General features: G+C 32.8%; 19 protein-coding genes and 1 pseudogene. 12 read left to right on the top strand and 8 right to left on the bottom strand.

All coding sequences use genetic code 11. The annotated features are described in order from the left end of the window. Window positions 1–26: 26 nt before the first annotated feature. Both RC62_RS12080 and RC62_RS12075 read left to right on the top strand, forming a co-directional pair. Window positions 27–545, top strand: a complete 519-nt coding sequence (locus RC62_RS12080; protein WP_055095482.1) for a hypothetical protein — start codon at window positions 27–29, stop codon at window positions 543–545. Window positions 546–713: 168 nt separating this feature from the next. After that, window positions 714–1,649 (top strand): DUF6268 family outer membrane beta-barrel protein, encoded by a 936-nt coding sequence (locus RC62_RS12075; RefSeq protein WP_055095481.1) that lies wholly within the window; start codon window positions 714–716, stop codon window positions 1,647–1,649. Window positions 1,650–1,651: 2 nt separating this feature from the next. On the opposite strand, the gene RC62_RS12070 is transcribed toward RC62_RS12075, so the two are convergent. The 7 genes from RC62_RS12070 to RC62_RS12045 form a co-directional block, all read right to left on the bottom strand. Further along, window positions 1,652–2,365, bottom strand: a complete 714-nt coding sequence (locus tag RC62_RS12070) for a LytR/AlgR family response regulator transcription factor (RefSeq protein ID WP_082421288.1) — start codon at window positions 2,363–2,365, stop codon at window positions 1,652–1,654. Window positions 2,366–2,516: 151 nt separating this feature from the next. Beyond that, on the bottom strand, window positions 2,517–3,566 hold the full coding sequence (locus RC62_RS12065) for a sensor histidine kinase (RefSeq protein ID WP_055095479.1): 1,050 nt from the start codon (window positions 3,564–3,566) through the stop codon (window positions 2,517–2,519). Window positions 3,567–3,692: 126 nt separating this feature from the next. Then, a complete protein-coding gene (locus RC62_RS12060) occupies window positions 3,693–4,289 on the bottom strand; it encodes a porin family protein (protein WP_245176821.1) in 597 nt (198 codons plus the stop codon). A gap of 232 nt (window positions 4,290–4,521) precedes the next feature. Beyond that, window positions 4,522–6,333, bottom strand: coding sequence for a cytochrome-c peroxidase (locus RC62_RS12055; RefSeq protein WP_055095477.1), 1,812 nt, complete (start codon window positions 6,331–6,333; stop codon window positions 4,522–4,524). 93 nt (window positions 6,334–6,426) lie between these two features. Further along, on the bottom strand, window positions 6,427–6,993 hold the full coding sequence (locus RC62_RS23135) for a hypothetical protein (protein ID WP_245176820.1): 567 nt from the start codon (window positions 6,991–6,993) through the stop codon (window positions 6,427–6,429). A gap of 44 nt (window positions 6,994–7,037) precedes the next feature. Further along, a complete protein-coding gene (locus RC62_RS23130) occupies window positions 7,038–7,796 on the bottom strand; it encodes a hypothetical protein (RefSeq protein ID WP_245176819.1) in 759 nt (252 codons plus the stop codon). Between the two features lie 323 nt (window positions 7,797–8,119). Beyond that, window positions 8,120–8,998 carry a PPK2 family polyphosphate kinase gene (locus RC62_RS12045; protein WP_055095476.1) on the bottom strand — a complete coding sequence of 293 codons (879 nt, stop codon included), beginning with the start codon at window positions 8,996–8,998 and terminating at the stop codon, window positions 8,120–8,122. Between the two features lie 264 nt (window positions 8,999–9,262). On the opposite strand from RC62_RS12045, the gene RC62_RS12040 reads away from it, so the two are divergent. From RC62_RS12040 to RC62_RS11995, 9 genes and pseudogenes are all read left to right on the top strand, one after another. Next, entirely contained in the window at window positions 9,263–9,913 is a 651-nt protein-coding gene (locus RC62_RS12040) for a hypothetical protein (protein ID WP_055095475.1), read from the top strand. 24 nt (window positions 9,914–9,937) lie between these two features. Then, a complete protein-coding gene (locus tag RC62_RS12035) occupies window positions 9,938–10,774 on the top strand; it encodes a DUF6929 family protein (RefSeq protein ID WP_055095474.1) in 837 nt (278 codons plus the stop codon). 5 nt (window positions 10,775–10,779) lie between these two features. Next, window positions 10,780–11,250 carry a hypothetical protein gene (locus RC62_RS12030; protein WP_055095473.1) on the top strand — a complete coding sequence of 157 codons (471 nt, stop codon included), beginning with the start codon at window positions 10,780–10,782 and terminating at the stop codon, window positions 11,248–11,250. 356 nt (window positions 11,251–11,606) lie between these two features. Beyond that, window positions 11,607–12,107 (top strand): RNA polymerase sigma factor, encoded by a 501-nt coding sequence (locus RC62_RS12020; protein WP_055095471.1) that lies wholly within the window; start codon window positions 11,607–11,609, stop codon window positions 12,105–12,107. Between the two features lie 2 nt (window positions 12,108–12,109). After that, on the top strand, window positions 12,110–13,051 hold the full coding sequence (locus RC62_RS12015; protein ID WP_055095470.1) for a hypothetical protein: 942 nt from the start codon (window positions 12,110–12,112) through the stop codon (window positions 13,049–13,051). A 35-nt stretch (window positions 13,052–13,086) separates the two neighbouring features. Next, window positions 13,087–15,250: pseudogene (locus RC62_RS12010) on the top strand (YfbK domain-containing protein). Between the two features lie 92 nt (window positions 15,251–15,342). Next, on the top strand, window positions 15,343–15,930 hold the full coding sequence (locus tag RC62_RS12005) for an LURP-one-related/scramblase family protein (protein WP_055095469.1): 588 nt from the start codon (window positions 15,343–15,345) through the stop codon (window positions 15,928–15,930). Window positions 15,931–16,042: 112 nt separating this feature from the next. Beyond that, the gene (locus tag RC62_RS12000) at window positions 16,043–16,759 is read left to right on the top strand and encodes a 3-ketoacyl-ACP reductase (protein WP_055095468.1); all 717 of its coding nucleotides are present in this window, start codon (window positions 16,043–16,045) and stop codon (window positions 16,757–16,759) included. Window positions 16,760–16,807: 48 nt separating this feature from the next. Continuing rightward, window positions 16,808–17,317: a hypothetical protein gene (locus RC62_RS11995; protein ID WP_055095467.1), complete on the top strand. Its 510-nt coding sequence runs from the start codon at window positions 16,808–16,810 to the stop codon at window positions 17,315–17,317. A 320-nt stretch (window positions 17,318–17,637) separates the two neighbouring features. Here RC62_RS11995 and mtaB read toward each other — a convergent pair whose 3' ends face one another. Continuing rightward, complete coding sequence (mtaB, locus tag RC62_RS11990; RefSeq protein ID WP_055095466.1) at window positions 17,638–18,972, bottom strand: tRNA (N(6)-L-threonylcarbamoyladenosine(37)-C(2))-methylthiotransferase MtaB; 1,335 nt, start codon at window positions 18,970–18,972, stop codon at window positions 17,638–17,640. Window positions 18,973–19,475: 503 nt separating this feature from the next. Between mtaB and RC62_RS11985 the strand changes: the two genes are divergently transcribed. Further along, window positions 19,476–19,994, top strand: coding sequence for a hypothetical protein (locus RC62_RS11985; RefSeq protein ID WP_055095465.1), 519 nt, complete (start codon window positions 19,476–19,478; stop codon window positions 19,992–19,994). Window positions 19,995–20,029 lie beyond the last annotated feature (35 nt).

The raw sequence follows: 20,029 nt of genomic DNA, 5'->3' as shown, positions 1-20,029 counted from the left end.
GTATTAAAAATTCAAAAAAAATTGTCATGAGAAAATTACAAATGTTATGCCTAGCTGCTTTCGCTTTATTATACGCCAATACTACTTTCGCTCAAGACAGTGAAGTTAAAAATTACGATCAGGGTTTTAGATTAGGATTTGGATTAAACGGAGGACTTCCTACAGACAACGCTTACGATTGGGCTTTGGGTGGTGATGTACGTTTACAATATGATTTAACTAAAAGAACATCATTGACCCTTACAACAGGTTTTACCAATTTATTTATGGGAAAAGATGAAAATGGAGTTGATGCAAAAGACCTTGGATTTATTCCTGCAAAAGCTGGTTTTAAAGCCTTTATTTGGGAAGATCAATTTTATGTTTTAGGAGAAGTTGGTGCTGGTTTTGCTGTTACAAACGGTTACGATCAAACTACTTTTTTATGGGCGCCAGGAATTGGATACGCCAACAAATACATTGACATCAGTGTTCGTTATGAGGACTATAACAAATTCAAAACCAACCAGGTTGCTTTACGTTTAGCATACGGTTTTGATTTATAAAAGAAAAGGTTTATTTTATTTTTTTGTTTTTGGTATAAACCCGAGAGATCGCATAGTCTCTCGGGTTTAGTTGTTTTATACCATTGGTCAAAACATAAGCACCATTAGTCAAATGATTTTTTAAGATTGATTTAGAACGCGGTAATTCGCAGAAAAATTAATCAAATCATGAACAAAACAGTTTTTTATCTCACACAGCTTTTTCTTTTTCTATTAGTTTCACTTACCGCAAGGTCACAATCCGGAATCTCAGGTGAATTCAAAGTCGATTATGTTCCTTTTTCGAAATACGTACGGCCAATGGACAGTACTAAAACAAATGCCGAAAGTAATTTTAAAAGAGCCCAAATAGCTTTTGAAGTACCTCTTTCTTTAAAAATGGACAAATACAATCATCCAAGGCTTTGGTCCGTTTTTCTTAATGGAAGTTATGCCAGAATGGAAAACAAGAATTATCAAATTCAGGATCTTCCAATAGAATTTCAGGCAGGGTTTCCTAAAGAACTTCTTAATACACAAATTGGCGTTAAACATTTACGATCCATTTCTCCCTCCTGGTCTTTATTGATCCTGGCTTCTGTTGGTGTTTATACAGATATGGTCGAGATTAATAAAGATGATGTCCTGATACAAGGTGGTGTTCTTTTTATAAAACAATTCAATCCTAATCTGGCTTTAGGTATAGGACCGGTTTTAACCAATAGTTTTGGTGTTCCTATGGTACTTCCGGGAATTTATTTTAATTGGGAATCTAAAGGAGCTTTACATTTCAGGATTGCTTTTCCTGAAGGCGCAGAAGCAGGTTATAGAATGTCTGATACTTTTGATTTAAAGGCTGTAGTAGAATTAAGCGGAATGACGGCAGAAACCAAAATTGGAAATAAATCTTCATTATTAGGATATCAGCAAATTATTGCAGGCTTAAGACCTCAACTAAAATTTGGTGAACACTGGACCTTAGAACCTACCGCAGGGACGACTCTGGTTCGTAATTTCTCGACTACAAATAGAAAAATCAAAGATGTTTTTAAGGAAAAAGATATTGCAGATCCTAAATTTACAACAACATTTTATGGAGCAATAGCTCTAAAATGGAAATTCTAATGCTATCTGCTTAATAAGTTTTTATAGACTACCTCTTTCAATAATGCTTCTCGGCGTGTTCTTGAAATAGGTAGTTCTTGTCCTTTTATAAACAATCGTCCGCCGGAAACAGAATCTATATGGGTAATATTGACCAAAAATGACTTATGAATTCTAAAGAAAATCTCTTTTGGCAATGTTTCTTCTAATGAAATCATGGTTTGGTGAATAACGATAACTTTATCCTTAAAATGAAGTTTAGCATAATTCTGCATTCCTTCGATATATAAAATATCTACCCAGGAAATCTTCTGAAATCCTTCTTCCTGACGCACATATAAAAACGGATCTAAATGATTTTGTTTTGGAGACTGAATCATTTCATACCATTGTTTTGCCTTTAATGAAGCCTGATAAAAACGCTGAAATGTAATAGGCTTCAATAAATAATCGACGACTTGCAAACGATATCCGTCTAAAGCATGTTCAGAATAAGCTGTGGTAAAAATAACCAAAGGCGGATTATCCAAAGATTCTAAAAATTCTAATCCGGAGAGATATGGCATATTGATATCCAGAAATAATAAATCAACCTGCTTTTCCTGAATATAAGATGTCGCTTCTAATGCCGAAGCACAAGTACCAATAACTTCCAGAAAATCAATTTTAGAAACAAAGTCTACTATCCCGCTTCTTGCTATAGGTTCGTCGTCGATAACGAGGCATTTCATGTTCATAATTTTTGTTTCAGTTTTTGTGTTTATTTTTTTGTTTCACGCAGATTTATTCTATCTCTTTATTCTTTATTCTTGCATCTTTCCTCTTTCCTCTTTCCTCTTTCCTCTTTCCTCTTTTACAAAAAAACCTTCTAATCAATGGCAAAAAAAATTATTTTAAATCTAAAGTTACGGTAACAGTAAAATCAGAATTGGTTTTATTGATATCGAATTGATGTTTTTCAGGATACTGAATCGCTAATCTTTTCCTGACGTTTTCAAGTCCTAATCCCTGGCTTTTAGATGGAATTTTATATTGTTCGGTATACGAATTTTCGATTCTAAAATTCAATTGGTGGTTTATTTGTTCGCATGATAAATGAACATATCCTTTTTCGTTTGGAAGTCGGGAAACGTGTTTAAAAGCATTTTCGATCAAAGGAACCAAAAGTAACGGAACGATCTGAAGCTGTCCGTCTTCGATATTCCATTTGCTTTTTACTTCAAGTTCATTTCCCCAACGGGTTTCTTCAACAGCAATTAAATCTTTCAAATATTTAATCTCAAGATGCAATGGCACGTATTCCTTATTACATTCATATAACTGATAACGTAAAATATCCGAAAACTGAACCAATAAAACAGACGCCAGTTTTACATCGCTTTGCATTAAAATATGAATATGATTCAGGACATTAAACATCAAATGCGGATTGATCTGATCTTGCAAAATCTTTATTTGTGCTTCTAGATGCACTTGCTGTAATTGTGCGTGGTCTTTTTCGATAACACTATGTTCCTGATAAAACCGAAGTCCACAAGCGGTACCATTTATTAAAATGGCTGCCGGAATACTACCCCAAAATCTCACCCATAAAAACTGAAGTGAGTTTAGATTATCTTCATCATGATACAACCGGCCTCGCGATCCTACATCCGAAAAAACAGTATAAATTAATGCCAGACAAAAGGACAAAAGCAACACAACAATAACACTTTGAACTGCAAACCAGTTCATTTTGTTTTTTCGTAATGCTTTGGGCAATATTACATCACTCAAAAAATGAGCTAAGAAAGTAGAACACAATAATACTAAAACGGCCTGTGTAGTAGCCGACCAAAAATTGTACTCTTCTATCATTTGTGCCCAAATAGTGATCCCCAGCAAAGACCAAAAGAAGACTAAAAATATCCAATGTCTGTTTTTATGTATTGTAATCATTTAAAAAAAGAAATAAGTAATTTGTAAGAAATACGAAGTCAAAATTAGCCCTATATTTTCTAAACAAGCAGCAAAGAACCAAAAAAGATTCTTTGCTGCTGAGGGTTAAAATATAAAGCGATAAACTTATAGAAAAAAGTAGCCAACACTAACATTAAACGAATTAGGTTTAGAACTGAAATTTTTATTTACATTGTTTAATCCGCCCTGGTAGGTTACGTCAACAGTAAATTTCCACATTTCTATTCCCGCACCAACCTGATATCCAATATTCGATTTATCAAATTTCTTATACGAATCTCTTAACTGATTTAATGATGAAAAATTTTCATCGAGCACATAAGAATATACTCCTCCACCAAAAACTCTCACATTCAGAGCCGAGAGATCGATTACCTTGTATCCAATAACCAAAGGAATGTCGATACTTTTCCACTTGGCATTTTTAGATCCTGTTCCTGAAGTTTTATCAATTTTAGATGACTTCTCGCTATACAATATTTCATTCTGAATATAGAATCTTTTAAAATCAAATCGAGCCATAGCGCCACCAAAATACCCAAAAGCATGCTTAGAACTAAAGCCATCTGAAACCGGTAATTCAGAATAATTTGATCCTCCTTTTATTCCAACATGAATAGGAAGCGGAGATTGTGCATTCATTTTAGAAACTAATCCTAATAAGAAAATTGTAGTAAGCAATAATAATTTGTTCATGTTCATGATAATAGTTTTTATTAATTTGATGCAAAGGAGCACAAACCTAAAAAGCTACTAAAATTAGTTTGATGAACTAAATTGTTGTTTTGACCAATGGAACTATTTTATTTTTTTTGCCACAAATTTCACGAATTAGCACTAATTAATTTTTAAAAATCTGTGGGTGGAAAATTTAACCGCTAAGAATGCGTAAAAATTCTTTGCGTGCTTTGCGTTAAAATCAAAACACACTAAACTAAATTCTCTTCACTCTTTCTTCTTTATTCTTTCTTCTTCTCTCCAAATACTTCTTATCCGTTAAAGTTCTCATAAAAGCAATAAGCTGTTTTTTCTCTATATCAGATAAGTTTAATTTGTCTTCTGGTAAAGTTTGGTTTGGGAGATCAAACCCTAAACCTAAACCACCGCCTTCGTTGTAAAAATCGATTACTTCTTCGAGCGTTTTATAAACACCATTATGCATGTAAGGAGCTGTAAGTTCAATGTTTCTAATAGTTGGCGTTTTAAAAGAATATTTATGAATCGCAGCTTGCGTAATCACAAATTTGCCCAGATCTCCATCGAGTTTTTTATTTTTATTAGGAACACCTAAAATTTCACTTTCAGAGCGGTTAAAATTTGGCGGAACAGTTCCGTTTGTTAACGGAATAAAATGGCAAGTCGCACATTTGGCTTTTCCTGCAAATATATTAAAACCTGCTTTTTCATCTGTTGTAAATGTGGTTTTGTCTTGCATATATTCGTCAAATTTAGAATCGTAATTACTCAACGAACGAATATAAGAGGCTAAAGCATTTTTGATTGCAAACTCATTTATTTCTCCCTTAGGGAAAGCATTTTTGAAATCCTTTACATAATCAGCTTTTTTTTGAATCGCCAAAGCCGATTTCTCTAAAGAGCCGTGCATTTCGTTTTCGTTTTTAATAACTGCTATTGCCTGATCTTCGAGATAACTTACTCTTGAATCTGCAAAAAATACACGCTGAAAAGCAATATTTGTAAGTGTTGGCGTATTACGCTGAATCATCGATTTGCCATCTAATGCAATTGCTTTTTCTAAACCGTCTGTAAAGGCTTTGTCCGCATGATGACATGATGCGCAAGAACGCGTGTTGTTTCCTGATAAAATGGGATCATTGAATAACTTTTTACCCAAAGCAATTTTTTCAGGCGTTGTTTTATAATCCGGAAAACCAGAAAATGCTTCAGCATCGAAGGCAGCTGTATCGAATAAAGTTTGGGCTGTTACTCTTAAACCTCTTTGTTCCTTCATGAACGGAATTCCTAATTGGGATTGCGTTTTAAAAATCCCTTTACTTAACGGATTTAAAATTTCTTTGATAAAATATGCTCGGTCAAAAGCATTAAAATTAGAATTTGCTATTAAATACTTTTTTCCTTTTTCCAGAATCTGAAGCACTTCTTTAGAATTCGAAACCGATTTATTTTCCAGATAAACTTTATAATATTTTTCGATAGTTTCTAAAACTACAGAAGCTTCGGGCAGCGAATTTAAAACCACAGGTGAATCAAATCCTGTAATGCCTAAAGTTATGATTCTATAAACCTCCAATCGCATAGCATCAAAAACATGTGCATCTGTCAACTCAGTCGAATTAGAAACTTTTTCTAACCGAATTAAATTTGCAGACAAAACTCCCAATTCCTGAAGTAGTTCTTTTTTCTTTTCTTTATTGTATTCAGGAAAAATCAATTCTTCAATAACCTGAAATCCTTCTGGAGGAACGGTTACTTTATCATTTTCTTCAAACTCTGGTATAGCGGGTCCATTGATAGATTTAGAAACCTCAGGCAAATAATACTCACTTATCATTTCGACTTTTTTATAGCTTTGATGTGCTTCAAGAAATTGTCGCTGAATTTGTGCTTCGGTAGAATCAGCTTTTACAGAGTATTTAAGCTTGGCGACTTTTTCAATCAATAAAGTAATATCAGATTGAAACAACTCATTAATTTCCTGATGTTTGCTTTTTTTCTGACAAGCAACAAATGCTATCAAGAATAACAAACAATATATTTTTTTCATGATCTAATAACAATTAAAAGAGGAATATTTAGAAAAACAGAAACCACTACCTCAAAAGAAATAGTGGATAACTGTTTGTAATAACTTAAAAATTTATCGCGCTAGACCTTTAATAACTACAATTTGACTTGCTTGACTTTCAACAGGACGTTTTGTTCCTCCATCAGCAGCTTTATATTTTTCGCCTGTCCAGGAATGAGGTTGTATACTTAGCATAAAAGTATCCGGAATACCCAATTGATCAGAAACATCAATTAGAGCTCCATATTCCCAAACTCCTTTTTTGTTTGGATCAAGATCCTTTGTAGCTACATTATATTTTGCTGCATCAGCTTGAGTACGACGGTGATCTAATTCTACCACAACTTTCAAATCTTTTGTAGCAATATTATATTGATAGATGTAAGCATCATGAGTTTCATCTCCGTATCCGTTTGCATCTTCCTGAACATAAACATAGTTTTTAGTTACACAAATATTATCCGGATTCTGGAATTTACCAGCGATTCCTGAACGGTTATCACCATCAAGAATAACTTCAAGAGTTCCTTTTAATGGGTCAGTTGCATCAAGATTTAATCTGTAAACTCTACCATATTTAGTTCTTGAAGCATCTGCATTTGTTCCGGTTACATCTTGTCCGGTTACATTAAAATACAATTCACGATCAGCTTTATCCCCACCTTTACGGTAATCTAAATCTTCTACACGACCAAATTAATTGCTTTCAACGTATTTACAGCTGCATTAATCTGAGCTCCTGTAAGCGTTGTGTGATTTTCAATTTTTACAAAAGAAACAGGATATGTTTTACTCACTTCCATATCTTTTTCTCTTTGATTGTCATCGTTTCTTTTAAGCATGTATAAAGAACCTCCGGTTAAATCACCTACAGTATTTGATACATACATAAAAACCTGACCTCCGTAAGTTCCGGAATCATCATCACCAATTACAACAACTGTTTTTCCTTTGTATGCTGAGGTACGAAGAGGTAAAGCATTCTCTGCGCTTAAACGACCAAACCCTGCCAATTCTTTAGATACAGATGCAGAACCTGCGCTTGCATAAGGATCTAATGCATGTGTACGAGATTCTTCTCCAGATTCTCCACAAGTTAAATAAAGCGGGCCAAAACCATGTTCTTCTTGTGTAGCCATAGTTGCACCACACAATCTCCAGGTTCCTCCATTAGAATTTAATAGATATTCTCCTTTAGTTGGTTTAAATGTTTTGTCGAGCGTAATTCTCGAAACCGCAAAATTATCTTCGTTATTAACTAAAAAAGTAAAAGTTCCGTCAGTGTTTTTTAATAAACCTGAACCGTCAGCAGAGCCTCCAAAAATAAATTTAGGACTGTCTGCAAAAACGTCATCTGAACTAAAAAGAGAATAAATTTTTAAACTTTCAAAACCTGATTGTGCCTTCAATAAACTTGGCGTTACAGATTGATCTTTCAGCACAACACTTGTTGGTTGAGTTTCGTCTTTAGAATCGTTATTAAGATGTAAGTAACGAACCTAAAATAAGTAGAGGTAAAATAATTCGTTTCATTTAGCTAAAAATTGGTTTCTATTTTTTTTACAAAGTAAATCCCTACTCTTTAAATTAAAATGACTTTGATATTATTAAAAAAACAAGACTTTTACCACAATTGAATTTATTAGCTTATAAAAATTAACATTAAATTAGTAATACAAAATACTCGTAAACTTGTAGTAACATAAAAGCAAAAAAAAGAGCCTTATTTCTAAGACTCTTTACAAAACCGCCAGGGTTTAATTATTTAATTCTTTTCTAATGTTTTCTTATAATCTTCAAAATTGGCTTTTATTTTATCATCCAGTTCCGGTTCTTTAATATCTGTGTATTGTTTCATCTCTTCCCAAATAATTTTGGCGACAATATAACGCGCCATTTCTTTATCATCAGCAGGGACAATGTACCATGGCGCATGTTCTGTAGAGGTTTTATTGATTGCCTCTTCATAATATTCCTGATATTCATCCCAATATTCACGTTCTTTTAAATCTCCGGGCGAAAATTTCCAATTGTGTTTGCCCTCTTCTAAACGACGCAATAAACGCTGGCGTTGTTCTTCTTTACTTAAATGCAAATAAAACTTCATCACGATTGTTCCATTCTCTGCAATATGACTTTCAAAATTATTAATTTGCTCTATTCTCTTTTTCCAGAATTTTGGTTTAATATCTTCAACCGAATTAATTCCAGGTAAATTCTCTGCCAGAATAAATTCAGGATGAACGCGCGTCACCAAAACATTCTCGTAATGGGTACGGTTAAAAATCGCAAACTTTCCTTTTTCCGGTAATGCTATATAATGTCTCCATAAATAATCATGCTCCAGTTCAGCAGAATTTGGGGTTTTAAAACTATGCACCACTACTCCACGTGGATTAAATTCTTTAAAAACCTCCCTAATCAAACTATCTTTCCCAGATGTATCCATTCCCTGAAGGCAAATTAAAACCGAATATTTATTATGTGCATACATCACATCCTGCAAATCGCTGAGTTTTGCCTGTACTTTATCCAGTTTTTCTTCTTTCTCATCGTCATCAGCTTTTACTTTTAGCAAAGTTGGAATCTTTGATAACTTTATTTTATCTGTAACTTTAAAATCCTTCGGGTCTATCGATTTCATATCTGTTGATTTTATTTAAGGTCCTATCTGTTATCGCCTTTCGAATGCTTTTGTTTCCACAAACATTTTATCATTGGCGATTTCATATATTCTTCATTTTTATAATTATAAATATACTAATTTTACGAATTCCGATAACTATCGGAACTGCTATTCATTGCAATACTTTTTCGATAAATTGTATTTTTTCTCAAAATATTTTCATTGCTATCAGGGCTAAGTAATTGTTTTCAAAAGAACTTTTCCAATATTTCAAAATCAATAATGACCAAAACAATTCTATTTTTATTTGTTTTTTATTTATCCAGTATTGGAAATGCACAAACCAATAAAGAAATTGACATTGATAAATTAACTTCTGATTTTATTAAAAATCTCCAATCCAGAAAAATCGATACAATTTGTGTTTATGAGAATTATTGTGTTGGAAGCGTTAAAATTTATGATGCAAGTCAATTCGAAAACAATATTTTTTGCGCAGAAGATTTTCCAAATGATCCGGTTTATATTTTTTGGATTGAAAAAGGACGAAAGTATTTTACAAAAATAAGTATATGTGCTGAATACGTTGAGAGTTTAAATGATGACAACATTTTTTGGCATATGTATTTTCCAAACAATGACATAATTGAAAAAGAAGAAATTAAGCCTTTTCAGTACAAGACCTCTTCAAAAGAAATCTACACGATAATAATAGATCACTCATGTCATCAAAATTTAAAATTTTTAATAGGTAATCAAATCATTGAAAAACGTTTCGATTTTTTCAATTTAAAGAAAGAAGAAAATGTAAAAGTAAATATTAACTACAATCACAATATTCATTTAATAAGTAAAGAATTGATAGACATTCTTAAAAAAACAACTTCAGAAGCAGAAAAAAATAATATATTTAAAAAGATAAAGTCGAGATAAAAAAGCTTTCAAAATAAAACATTCATGGAAAAATTCACATTAGAAATATTATTTCAAATCATAGGCATCGGTTCTGCATCAGGATTATTCTTCAATAACGATTCATTATATATTATTGGCGATAACAGCGGATATTTATACGAATACAATATGCAAAATCAACAATTGAACCAACATCCTTTAATTGATAACCCGTCGCAAAACATTCCAAAAAATATAAAACCCGATTTCGAATCCATCACGCATCACAATGATACCTTATATGTCTTTGGTTCCGGTTCAACCGAAAACCGAAACAAAATGATTGAATTTGACCTTAAAAACAAAACCGTTTTACAAAAAAACAATTTGGTCGATTTATACGGCTTAATGCAGAGTTTTGGCGAAATAAAACCGGAGGATTTTAATCTCGAAGGCGCAATCTTCGATGGGGAAAACTGGTATTTATTCAATCGCGGAAACGGAATTTCTAACAAAAACACCATTTTCACCATTCATGCTAAAAGTCTTGGCGAAGAATTTGCTTTGGTTGCAACCAATTATAAATTGCCAAAAATAAAAGGCGTTCGTTCCAGTTTTACCGATGCTATTTTGGTTGAAGACAAAATCTATTTCCTGTCAACAGCCGAAGATACCAAATCAACCTACGACGATGGGGAAATCTTAGGAAGTTTCATTGGCCGAATCGATCTTAAAACCATGAAAATAGATTTTACGCAAAAAATCACTTCAAGTAATAAGTTTGAAGGTTTGACTTTCTATAAAAAAGAAAATAACAAAATTGAGTTTTTACTTTGCGAAGATAATGATACGGAATTGTTAGAGACTAAGATTTTTAAGTTGACTTTGCCGGTTAAATAAATTTCATGAGAAAAACAACTCTTTTGTTACTACTGCTTGTCATTCTTTTGGGAGGAGGTTATCTATTTTATACTTTTAAAATAAACAAAACGAAAAAAGAATATTATAAAACTTTATCTCCAAAAGATTTAGATCCAAAATCGTTCATTAAGCTTTTCAAAGAAAGATATAATAAAACACCAATAAATAGTATGTCGATGATGGGCGATTTTCCTGAAAATTGGGTAAAATCAAATAATGTGGAATATTTAATGTCGATTATGAATTCTCGTGAAAAATGTTGTGGGTATATGAATGTATTTTCCTCTTTTATTTCGAATGAAAATGCTGAGGTTGGAGGTTTTGCAATAATTTTTCTAAACTCTTATATATCAAAAACAAAAATTAATTTGGGTTTGAATTGTAATCCCAAAACAGATGAAGAATCTGTTAAAAAAATAGAAAATTGGTATAGAAACATGAAAGATAAAAATTAATCTCAGTTTTTCTCATTGCGAGGAACGAAGCAACCACACTAACAAAAGCAAATTTGCTAGTCAAAAAAGTACTGGATGAGATTGCTTCATCCCTCGCAATGATTCCCACAATAACGTAGAGACGCACAGCAGTGCGTCTCCCGTAAAGAATATCCGCCATAAATACACACTAGACGAAGACGCACTGCAGTGCGTCTCTACAGAGAAAATTGTATCTTTAAAACATCTATTAAAAGAATAAACGCCTTTTTTAAACTTTTTTTCATCATCGTCCCAACCTTTTTGATTTTTCATCTCTCTTTAGTATAAAGACAACAATTGTGATAAACGAAACGCTAATTTCTAACTGCAAAAAAATGAACCGAGATGCTCAGCGTCAGGTTTATGAGCATATGGCTCCAAAATTGTATCGCCTTTGCAAACGATACCTCAAAAAGGAAGAAGAAATAGAAGAAGCTATGGCTGACGCTTTCTATACCATATTTACAAAACTGGAACAACTAAAAGAAGTTCTGGCTTTTGAGGCGTGGGCACGAAGAATAACAGTTAACCATTGTTTGGCAACCATCAGGAAAAATACCAATTTCAATATGTATCTTGATGATGTCAAATTGCTTTCGCAACCTTTTACAGAAGAAATTAATTCGCTAGAAGAAGAAGATTTACTCAATTTACTAAACCATATTCCAGACGGCTGTAAAACTGTTTTTAACCTTTTTGTTATTGAAGGTTTTGCACACAAAGAAATAGCCGTGATGCTTAACATTTCTGAAGGCACATCAAAATCACAATTGAATGCCGCTAAAACAAAGCTAAAGGAATTAGTAAATAAATTGTATTACCAAAAAGCAAAATAGTGATGGACAATCAAGATAAAATATTCGATAAATTTAAAGATGCTGCACATAATGCGGAGTCTAAGAACTTTCCGGGAATGGAGAAAGTCTGGACCCGAGTTGAAGATAAACTGGACAAGAAAGAAGATAAAAAAACAATCTCGTTATGGAAGAAAATTGCCATTGCAGCTTCTCTTTTATTATTAATATCTATAGGTTCTCAGTTTATAAAATCAGATAAAACAGCTATTCAGGATACTAAAGTTGTAATTAAAGAAAATATAGAACAAAACATTTTAGAGAAAAATAAAACTGTTGTTTCTTCAGAATCACCACTACTTCCAAAACCCGAAGCGCTTAAAATTTTAGATAAGCAAATCACCAGAGAAAACAATGTAGCAGAAACAAATATCTATATTACTGAGCCTGTGGGAGCAGGAACTGCAGATGCAATAATTGTCGAAGAACCAGCCGCTGCACCCATACAGGCTGATTATGCCATAGAAGAGGATAATAATAATTTGAAAGATAAAGCAGCTCAAAATTTAGATTATTCCAGAACTGTAGAAAGAGAATCGGCTAAAGTTGCTTTTGCTGATAAGCAACCACAAATGGCTAAAAAAAGTGCTCCGCTAATTGTTCTTAACGGAAATGCAATATCGCACAGCGATGACAAAAAAAGAGATAAAATGATGCAGGCAGAACTTCCGAATTTACAACCTGAAAATGTAGATTCTCTGGTAGTTTTAGATGCTCCTTTATATATTATTGACGGAATATACTATTCTGAAAATGATTTATTTGGCACAAATCCCACAAGTCCGTATGCACCTTTGAATAAACAGGAAATTAAAACCATTACAGTTCTTCAGGACTTAGAAGCCACATCAAAATATGGTGAAAAAGGTAAAAAGGGAGTTGTAATAATTACCACTAAAACCGGGAAACCAGCAGCTAAAAACTAGCTAAAAAACAAAATTTTAATTTAAAAATTACTATCATGAAAAACGTAAAACTTATTTCATTAGCCCTTTCTATGCTTATATGTTTCGTATCAATGGCACAGGAAAAAACAATTACCGGAACTGTTACAGACAAGTCAAATCAGGCTTTGCCGGGTGTGAGTATTGTTATTAAGAAATCAAAAAAAGCAACACAAACAGATTTTGACGGAAAGTATTCTATTCAGGCTGAAACCGGAGATGTTTTGATTTTTAGCTACATTGGTATGAATACTCAAAATGTTACAGTCAAACAATCCAATATAATCAATGTAATATTACAGGAAAACAGCAATCAATTGCAAGAAGTTGTCGTGGTAGGCTACGGAACATCAGAACAGGAAGACAATAGCTATTATAGACCTGTAGAAAAAAGAAGAACATCTAAACCAGCCAGGGAACCTAAAGGTAAAATGGTAAGTTTACCAGTTTCTTCAAACTATGTGCAGGCTGCTCCAAGTCAAAATATGATAATTAGAGGCACTCAATCTATTTCTTCTAAAGATGAACCTTTATATATCGTTGACGGAGTTCCGGTAAAGGCAAAACAATTCGCTAAAATTAATCCAAATGATGTTCAGGATGTAAAAGTCCTAAAGGATATTGATGCAACTTCAATTTATGGAAGCAGAGCCTCAAACGGAGTGGTAATTATTGATACAAAAAACGGGATTTATAAAAACCTTACAGAGAAAGAACTTAATGAAAAACTGAAAATTGCCAATAATGTTCAGCCTGTAGAACCAAGTCAGGAAGATTATAATACTTTTGTAGAAAATGCTTTCGAAAGCCCTAAAACAGCACCTCTTTCTACATTTTCTATAGATGTCGATAATGCTTCTTATACAAATGTGAGACGTTTTATAAATAACGGACAAGCGGTTCCTAAAGATGCTGTTCGTGTAGAAGAAATGGTAAACTTTTTTAAATATAATTATCCGCAGCCTAAAAATTCAGATCCGTTTTCTATCAATACAGAACTAAGTGATTCACCGTGGAATTCTAAAAACAAAGTCCTTAAAATTGGTTTACAAGGAAAAAATATCCCAACAGAAAATTTGCCTGCATCCAATCTTGTATTCTTGATTGATGTTTCAGGTTCAATGAGTGACATTAATAAATTGCCATTACTGAAACAATCTTTGAAAATCCTGGTAAATGAATTACGACAAAAAGACAAAGTAGCGATTGTAGTGTATGCCGGTGCTGCTGGTTTGGTTCTTTCTCCAACGTCTGGAGATGAGAAAAAAACAATTACTGATGCTCTTGAAAAATTAAATGCCGGAGGAAGCACAGCCGGAGGAGCAGGAATTGAACTGGCTTATAAAATTGCTACTGAAAATTTTATCAAAAATGGAAACAACAGAGTAATTCTGGCTACTGACGGAGATTTTAATGTAGGAAGCACTTCAAACTCTGATATGGAAAAACTAATTGAAGAGAAAAGAAAAACAGGAGTTTTCCTGACTTGTTTAGGATATGGAATGGGAAATTACAAAGACAGTAAAATGGAAACATTGGCTGATAAAGGAAACGGAAATTATGCCTATATCGATAATATTCAGGAAGCAAACCGTTTTTTAGGAAAAGAATTTAAAGGTTCCATGTTTGCGATTGCCAAAGATGTAAAAATTCAGATCGAATTTAATCCTAAACAAATTCAGGCCTATCGATTAATTGGATATGAAAACAGAAAATTACGTCCGGAAGATTTTAAAAATGACGCTATAGACGCCGGCGAGCTGGGAAGCAATCATACCGTTACAGCTTTGTATGAAATTATTCCTGCAGGAGTTAAGAGCAATTATCTAAATGAACAACCGGATGATTTAAAATATACAAAAGTAAAAGAAAGCAGTAATAATTATAATGATGAACTTGCCACTATAAAATTCCGTTACAAAAAACCGGATGGAGACAAAAGTATCGAAATGGTACAAGTAATCGAAAACAAAACTGTTGCTATAGAAAAAGCTTCTGATGATTTTAAGTTCAGTACCGCTGTCGCTTGGTTTGGACTGAAATTAAGAGATTCAAAACTAATTTCGAACAAATCTTCTGAGGATATTTTAAAATTTGGCCAGACAAGGACTTTCAAATGATGTTGAAGGCTATAAAGCTGAATTTATTCGCCTGATTGAAGCCGCGAAATTCGATTATTAACGAAGATTTTTTTACATTTGATTTCCTTTTGAAAAATCCTTCAAAAAAATATCAGATAAAAATATTTACAAATTAATCGCAAACTAAATTTAATGAACCCAATACTAAATCAGAATCTGTTTCTTGTAAAAGAACATATCGGAATGTTTAAAGCAGCCAATAACTACGATATTTATAATCCGGAAAGCAATGAAATCATCATGAATTGCAGAGAAAACAATCTGGGCTTTTTTACTAAAATGTTCCGTTTTACAGATTATAAAAGAATGACTCCTTTTGATATTGAAATTACAACTGCTTCCGGCGAAAAAATTATCTCTGTAAAACGAGGAATTGCCTGGTTTCGTTCGACTGTTGAAGTTTTTGATGAGAAAGATCGTTTAGTGGGAACATTTAAACAAAAAATATTCTCTATTGGAGGAAAGTTCGAAATCCTGGATAAAAATGAAAAAACTGCAGCAACACTGCAGGGAAAATGGACGGGTTGGGATTTTAAATTCAGCCATGAAAACAAACAATTGGCACAGGTAAGTAAGAAATGGGCAGGAATAGGGAAAGAGTTTTTCACCAGCGCTGATAATTATGTGCTTCAAATAGAAGAAACCGTTCCGGGTGATAGTCCGCTTAGACAATTAATTCTTGCAGCAGTAATGTGTATTGATATGGTTTTGAAAGAATAAATAAGTTGTTAAACTTAGATTAAGAAAATAACTGAAAGCATCGTTTTAGGAAGCAAAAACTGTATTTTTGTGTAACTAAAATGATGCTTTTTGCATTTCTAAAAAATAAATCATGACAGACTTAAAAAATAAAAATGCCCTAATCACGGGAGCAGGAAAAGGAATTGGAAAAGCGATTGCAATTGCCTTAGCAAAAGAGGGAGTAAACCTAATTTTAGTTTCAAGAACTCAGGCTGATGTCGATCAATTAGCTGCAGAAACTACTGCTTTGGGCGTAAAATCTTTAGCTTTATCTGCTGATGTTTCAGACATTAACTCTATCAATAGCGCTGCAGAAAAAGCTTTGGCTGAATTTAAAACTATAGATATTTTAATTAATAGTGCCGGAATCGCTTCTTTTGGAAAATTCTTAGAGTTAGAACCGGAAGCGTGGGAAAGAATCATTCAGGTAAATTTAATGGGAACTTATTACACAACGCGTGCCATTATCCCAAATATGATCGAAAGACAAACAGGTGATATTATCAATATTTCGTCAACGGCAGGATTAAACGGAAATGCCTTAACAAGTGCTTACAGCGCATCAAAATTTGCTGTTCTTGGGCTTACAGATTCTTTAATGCAGGAAATGAGAAAACACAATATTCGCGTTACTGCTTTAACACCAAGTACGGTAGCAACAGATATGGCAAAAGATTTAAACCTTACAGACGGTAATCCTGATAAAGTAATGCAATCTGAAGATATTGCCGAATTAATAATTGCACAACTAAAATTAAGCCGTCGCGTCTTTATAAAAAACAGCAGTATCTGGTCGACAAATCCATAGTACTTTACAAACTTGACAAAGATCTTACCAGCCTAAAAAAAACATATGATGGAACAATATTTAAGACAATTAATTGCAATAGAATTTACAGATAAAAAAGAACTGTTTACAGGTTTCCTTATTGATTATTCTGACGATTGGATTTTGCTGCGAAATAATCCCGAAGATTTTATACTAGATGGTTTTGTAATTCTGAAAAATAAAAATATCGAAGCTGTACACAGAGATCAGGATCTTGAATTTACCGAAAAAGTAATTCGGTTGAAAGGCTTAAAAACAAATGCAGAGGATATTATTCCAATTAGAGATTTAAGCTCAATCCTAACGTATGTAAATAACAAATACGGAATTTTTCAGATTTCTAAAAAATCAGCAAAGTCAGCTTATTTAGGAAAACTAATCGAATTAAATGACGAAGAACTAACCATTGATTTCTTAGATATAAAAGGTCAGTTTGGGGGAGAATTGAGTTTTAATCCACAAAAAATAAGAGTTATCGAGTTTGATACGGATTATATTAATTCATTGAAATTAGTGATTCCTGAAGATCAAAAATAATATTATAAAACAAGAAAGCCCTTTGTGAAAAAAGGGCTTTTCATTTTCTTGCCATCCTGACGAAGGAAGGATATCCGCAAGTAACTCCATATAGAAAATCGTCAATCTTTGCGGAGTTACTTGTGGAGATTCCTCGTTCCTCGGAATGACAAATTAGACAATAATATCATTATGAAAATGATTGCCATAGCCCCGATAGAAGTGGAAATCCTTTTGTGGCGGTCCCGAGGCTTCGGGAGCCACGAAAGATTGAAACGGATAGCGGGATTAGCTCCTGAAAAAAATTAGTTTGATGTAGAAATCGAAATGACAAATTAGATTTAAGCCTCTGTCAATTTATTTAAAAACTCTAAACGAACACTTCCGTCTTCGTCGATTTTTGTTAAGTTAATTTCTTGTAATGTATTTACTAATTCAGGATTCCATGGTGTTTTTACTTTTACATAGTTTTCTGTAAAACCATGAATATATCCTTCTTTATTTTCACTTTCGAATAGAACAGTTCTGTTTGATCCTATTTGGCTTTCATAAAAAGCACGACGTTTTTTAACGGATAATCCGCGTAACATTTTACTTCGTTTAGCCCTGACATTTGCAGGAACAATTCCGGACATATTAGCGGCTTCGGTATTATCTCTTTCAGAATACGTGAACACGTGTAAATAAGAAATATCCATTTCATTCAAAAAATGATATGTTTCTAAAAAATGCTCATCAGTTTCACCTGGAAAACCTACAATAACATCAACACCAATACAAGCATGCGGCATTACTTCACGAATTTTATTGACACGTTCTGTATATACTTCACGTAAGTAACGGCGTTTCATTAATTTTAAAATATCATTACTGCCTGATTGTAACGGAATATGAAAATGAGGAACAAAAGTTCGGCTTTTAGAAACAAACTCGATTGTTTCATTTTTCAATAAATTAGGTTCTATTGATGAAATTCTCAAACGCTCAATTCCGTCTACTTTATCCAATGCCTGAACCAAATCAAGAAAAGTATGTTCGTGTTTTTTATTCCCGAATTCCCCTTTTCCGTAATCCCCAATATTTACTCCCGTTAAAACAATCTCCTTAATGTTTTGAGATGAAATTTCTTTAGCATTTTGCAAAACGTTTTCTAACGCATCACTTCTTGAAATTCCTCTGGCTAACGGAATAGTACAATATGTACATTTATAATCACAACCATCCTGAACTTTCAGGAAAGCACGGGTACGGTCTCCAATAGAATAACTACCCACATAGAAATCAGCTTCTGAAATTTCACATGAATGAACTTCACCCATATCATTTTTACTCAAATCATGAATATAATCCGTGATTTTAAACTTTTCGGTTGCTCCTAAAACCAAATCAACACCGTCAACAGCTGCTAATTCCTCAGGTTTTAATTGCGCATAACATCCTACTGCAGCGACAAAAGCCTTGTCATTAAGTTTCATTGCTTTTTTTACAACCTGCTTAAATTGCTTATCGGCATTATCAGTAACTGAACAGGTATTAATGACATAAATGTCTGCTATTTCTTCAAAATCAACACGATCAAAACCTTCATCATTAAAGTTTCTGGCGATTGTAGAAGTTTCTGAAAAATTCAATTTGCAACCAAGCGTATAAAAAGCAACTTTTTTTCTATTTTCCATGGGAATAAACTACGTTTTAAGTAGTAAGATATTATATTTACATCTCTTTTGAAGAGTTTGCAAATTTACATACAATATTCTTTAAAATAAAATCAATAATATACTATATATCAATATTTTGCGACAAAGTTATATTTCAATAGAGCATAAAAATAATAAAACAAACAAAATAAGCGATGAATAAAAGTCATGCGTGAAAAATAAATTTATGTTTTCGATAAGAATAAAATGACAAAATCATCGATTAAGTGCAAATAACATCGATTAAATACATTTTTTAAAGCGTTAAATTCAAATTTTCTTACATTTAACTTTGTTTACATCATTTTTTAGAAGTAATTTCACTTCATCAAAAAGCAGTTAAATAAAATTATATTATTTAAACAATAATTAAGTCATAACAATTTTGATTTTCCATCGTTATGTTGTTGTTTTGTTATTATAAAAAATGGGAATGCCGAAAACCAGAAAGAGTAGGCAACAATTAAAAATTAAAACTCCATATGAAAGCATTTTTACCCACAATCTGCTTGATGTTCTTAACCATTTTTAGCTCGCAAGCGCAAACAAATGCTCCAGCTACGAATCCATTTCCATCTATTAGTACATTGACAACATGGGCGAGCTTAAACTCTCAATCACAATTTGATATTGCAATTCGTGCGGTTGGATTTAAATTTGAAGTAAAAGAACCGGGTGAAGGCTCAACTGCTTACACTTATATTCGTAAAGTAACCGTAAATGAAGTAAACTATACTGACAGGATTGTTTACAGAATTACTAATAATAATTCAGCAAGTATTATTTCTTTAGTAACAGCTTCTACTGATTTGGTAAGCTTATATACGCCTCAATTGTCTACTTTTAAAAACAACAATTGCAAAACCGAAATGTCTAAAGATAAAAACACTACTTGTACTTGTTACGAAAGTGCCAATTTTGCAATCGATCTTTGCGACGAACGTGTTAAGTTGACAATGGGTGATGGAAATAAATATTTTGTTTCTGTAGCTAAAAAATAATATTCAATACTTTTTCTTTAAAGTATTAAAAACTA

Origin of the sequence: Flavobacterium aquidurense (assembly GCF_001404985.1) — a bacterium.
GTDB lineage: Bacteria > Bacteroidota > Bacteroidia > Flavobacteriales > Flavobacteriaceae > Flavobacterium > Flavobacterium aquidurense_B.
The sequence above is the reverse complement of the archived record's forward strand: the minus strand, read 5'-3'. Positions and strand labels throughout refer to the sequence as shown.

Bases quoted from the DNA above. Each gene is read 5' to 3' on its own strand.
- RC62_RS12055 (WP_055095477.1), bottom strand. From the start codon at position 6,333: ATGAAAAAAATATATTGTTTGTTATTCTTGATAGCATTTGTTGCTTGT.
- RC62_RS12000 (WP_055095468.1), top strand. From the start codon at position 16,043: ATGACAGACTTAAAAAATAAAAATGCCCTAATCACGGGAGCAGGAAAA.
- RC62_RS11985 (WP_055095465.1), top strand. From the start codon at position 19,476: ATGAAAGCATTTTTACCCACAATCTGCTTGATGTTCTTAACCATTTTT.
- RC62_RS12070 (WP_082421288.1), bottom strand. From the start codon at position 2,365: ATGAACATGAAATGCCTCGTTATCGACGACGAACCTATAGCAAGAAGC.
- RC62_RS12045 (WP_055095476.1), bottom strand. From the start codon at position 8,998: ATGAAATCGATAGACCCGAAGGATTTTAAAGTTACAGATAAAATAAAG.
- RC62_RS12030 (WP_055095473.1), top strand. From the start codon at position 10,780: ATGAGAAAAACAACTCTTTTGTTACTACTGCTTGTCATTCTTTTGGGA.
- RC62_RS12040 (WP_055095475.1), top strand. From the start codon at position 9,263: ATGACCAAAACAATTCTATTTTTATTTGTTTTTTATTTATCCAGTATT.
- RC62_RS11995 (WP_055095467.1), top strand. From the start codon at position 16,808: ATGGAACAATATTTAAGACAATTAATTGCAATAGAATTTACAGATAAA.
- RC62_RS12060 (WP_245176821.1), bottom strand. From the start codon at position 4,289: ATGAACATGAACAAATTATTATTGCTTACTACAATTTTCTTATTAGGA.
- mtaB (WP_055095466.1), bottom strand. From the start codon at position 18,972: ATGGAAAATAGAAAAAAAGTTGCTTTTTATACGCTTGGTTGCAAATTG.
- RC62_RS12005 (WP_055095469.1), top strand. From the start codon at position 15,343: ATGAACCCAATACTAAATCAGAATCTGTTTCTTGTAAAAGAACATATC.
- RC62_RS12035 (WP_055095474.1), top strand. From the start codon at position 9,938: ATGGAAAAATTCACATTAGAAATATTATTTCAAATCATAGGCATCGGT.
- RC62_RS12075 (WP_055095481.1), top strand. From the start codon at position 714: ATGAACAAAACAGTTTTTTATCTCACACAGCTTTTTCTTTTTCTATTA.
- RC62_RS12080 (WP_055095482.1), top strand. From the start codon at position 27: ATGAGAAAATTACAAATGTTATGCCTAGCTGCTTTCGCTTTATTATAC.
- RC62_RS12065 (WP_055095479.1), bottom strand. From the start codon at position 3,566: ATGATTACAATACATAAAAACAGACATTGGATATTTTTAGTCTTCTTT.
- RC62_RS12020 (WP_055095471.1), top strand. From the start codon at position 11,607: ATGAACCGAGATGCTCAGCGTCAGGTTTATGAGCATATGGCTCCAAAA.
- RC62_RS12015 (WP_055095470.1), top strand. From the start codon at position 12,110: ATGGACAATCAAGATAAAATATTCGATAAATTTAAAGATGCTGCACAT.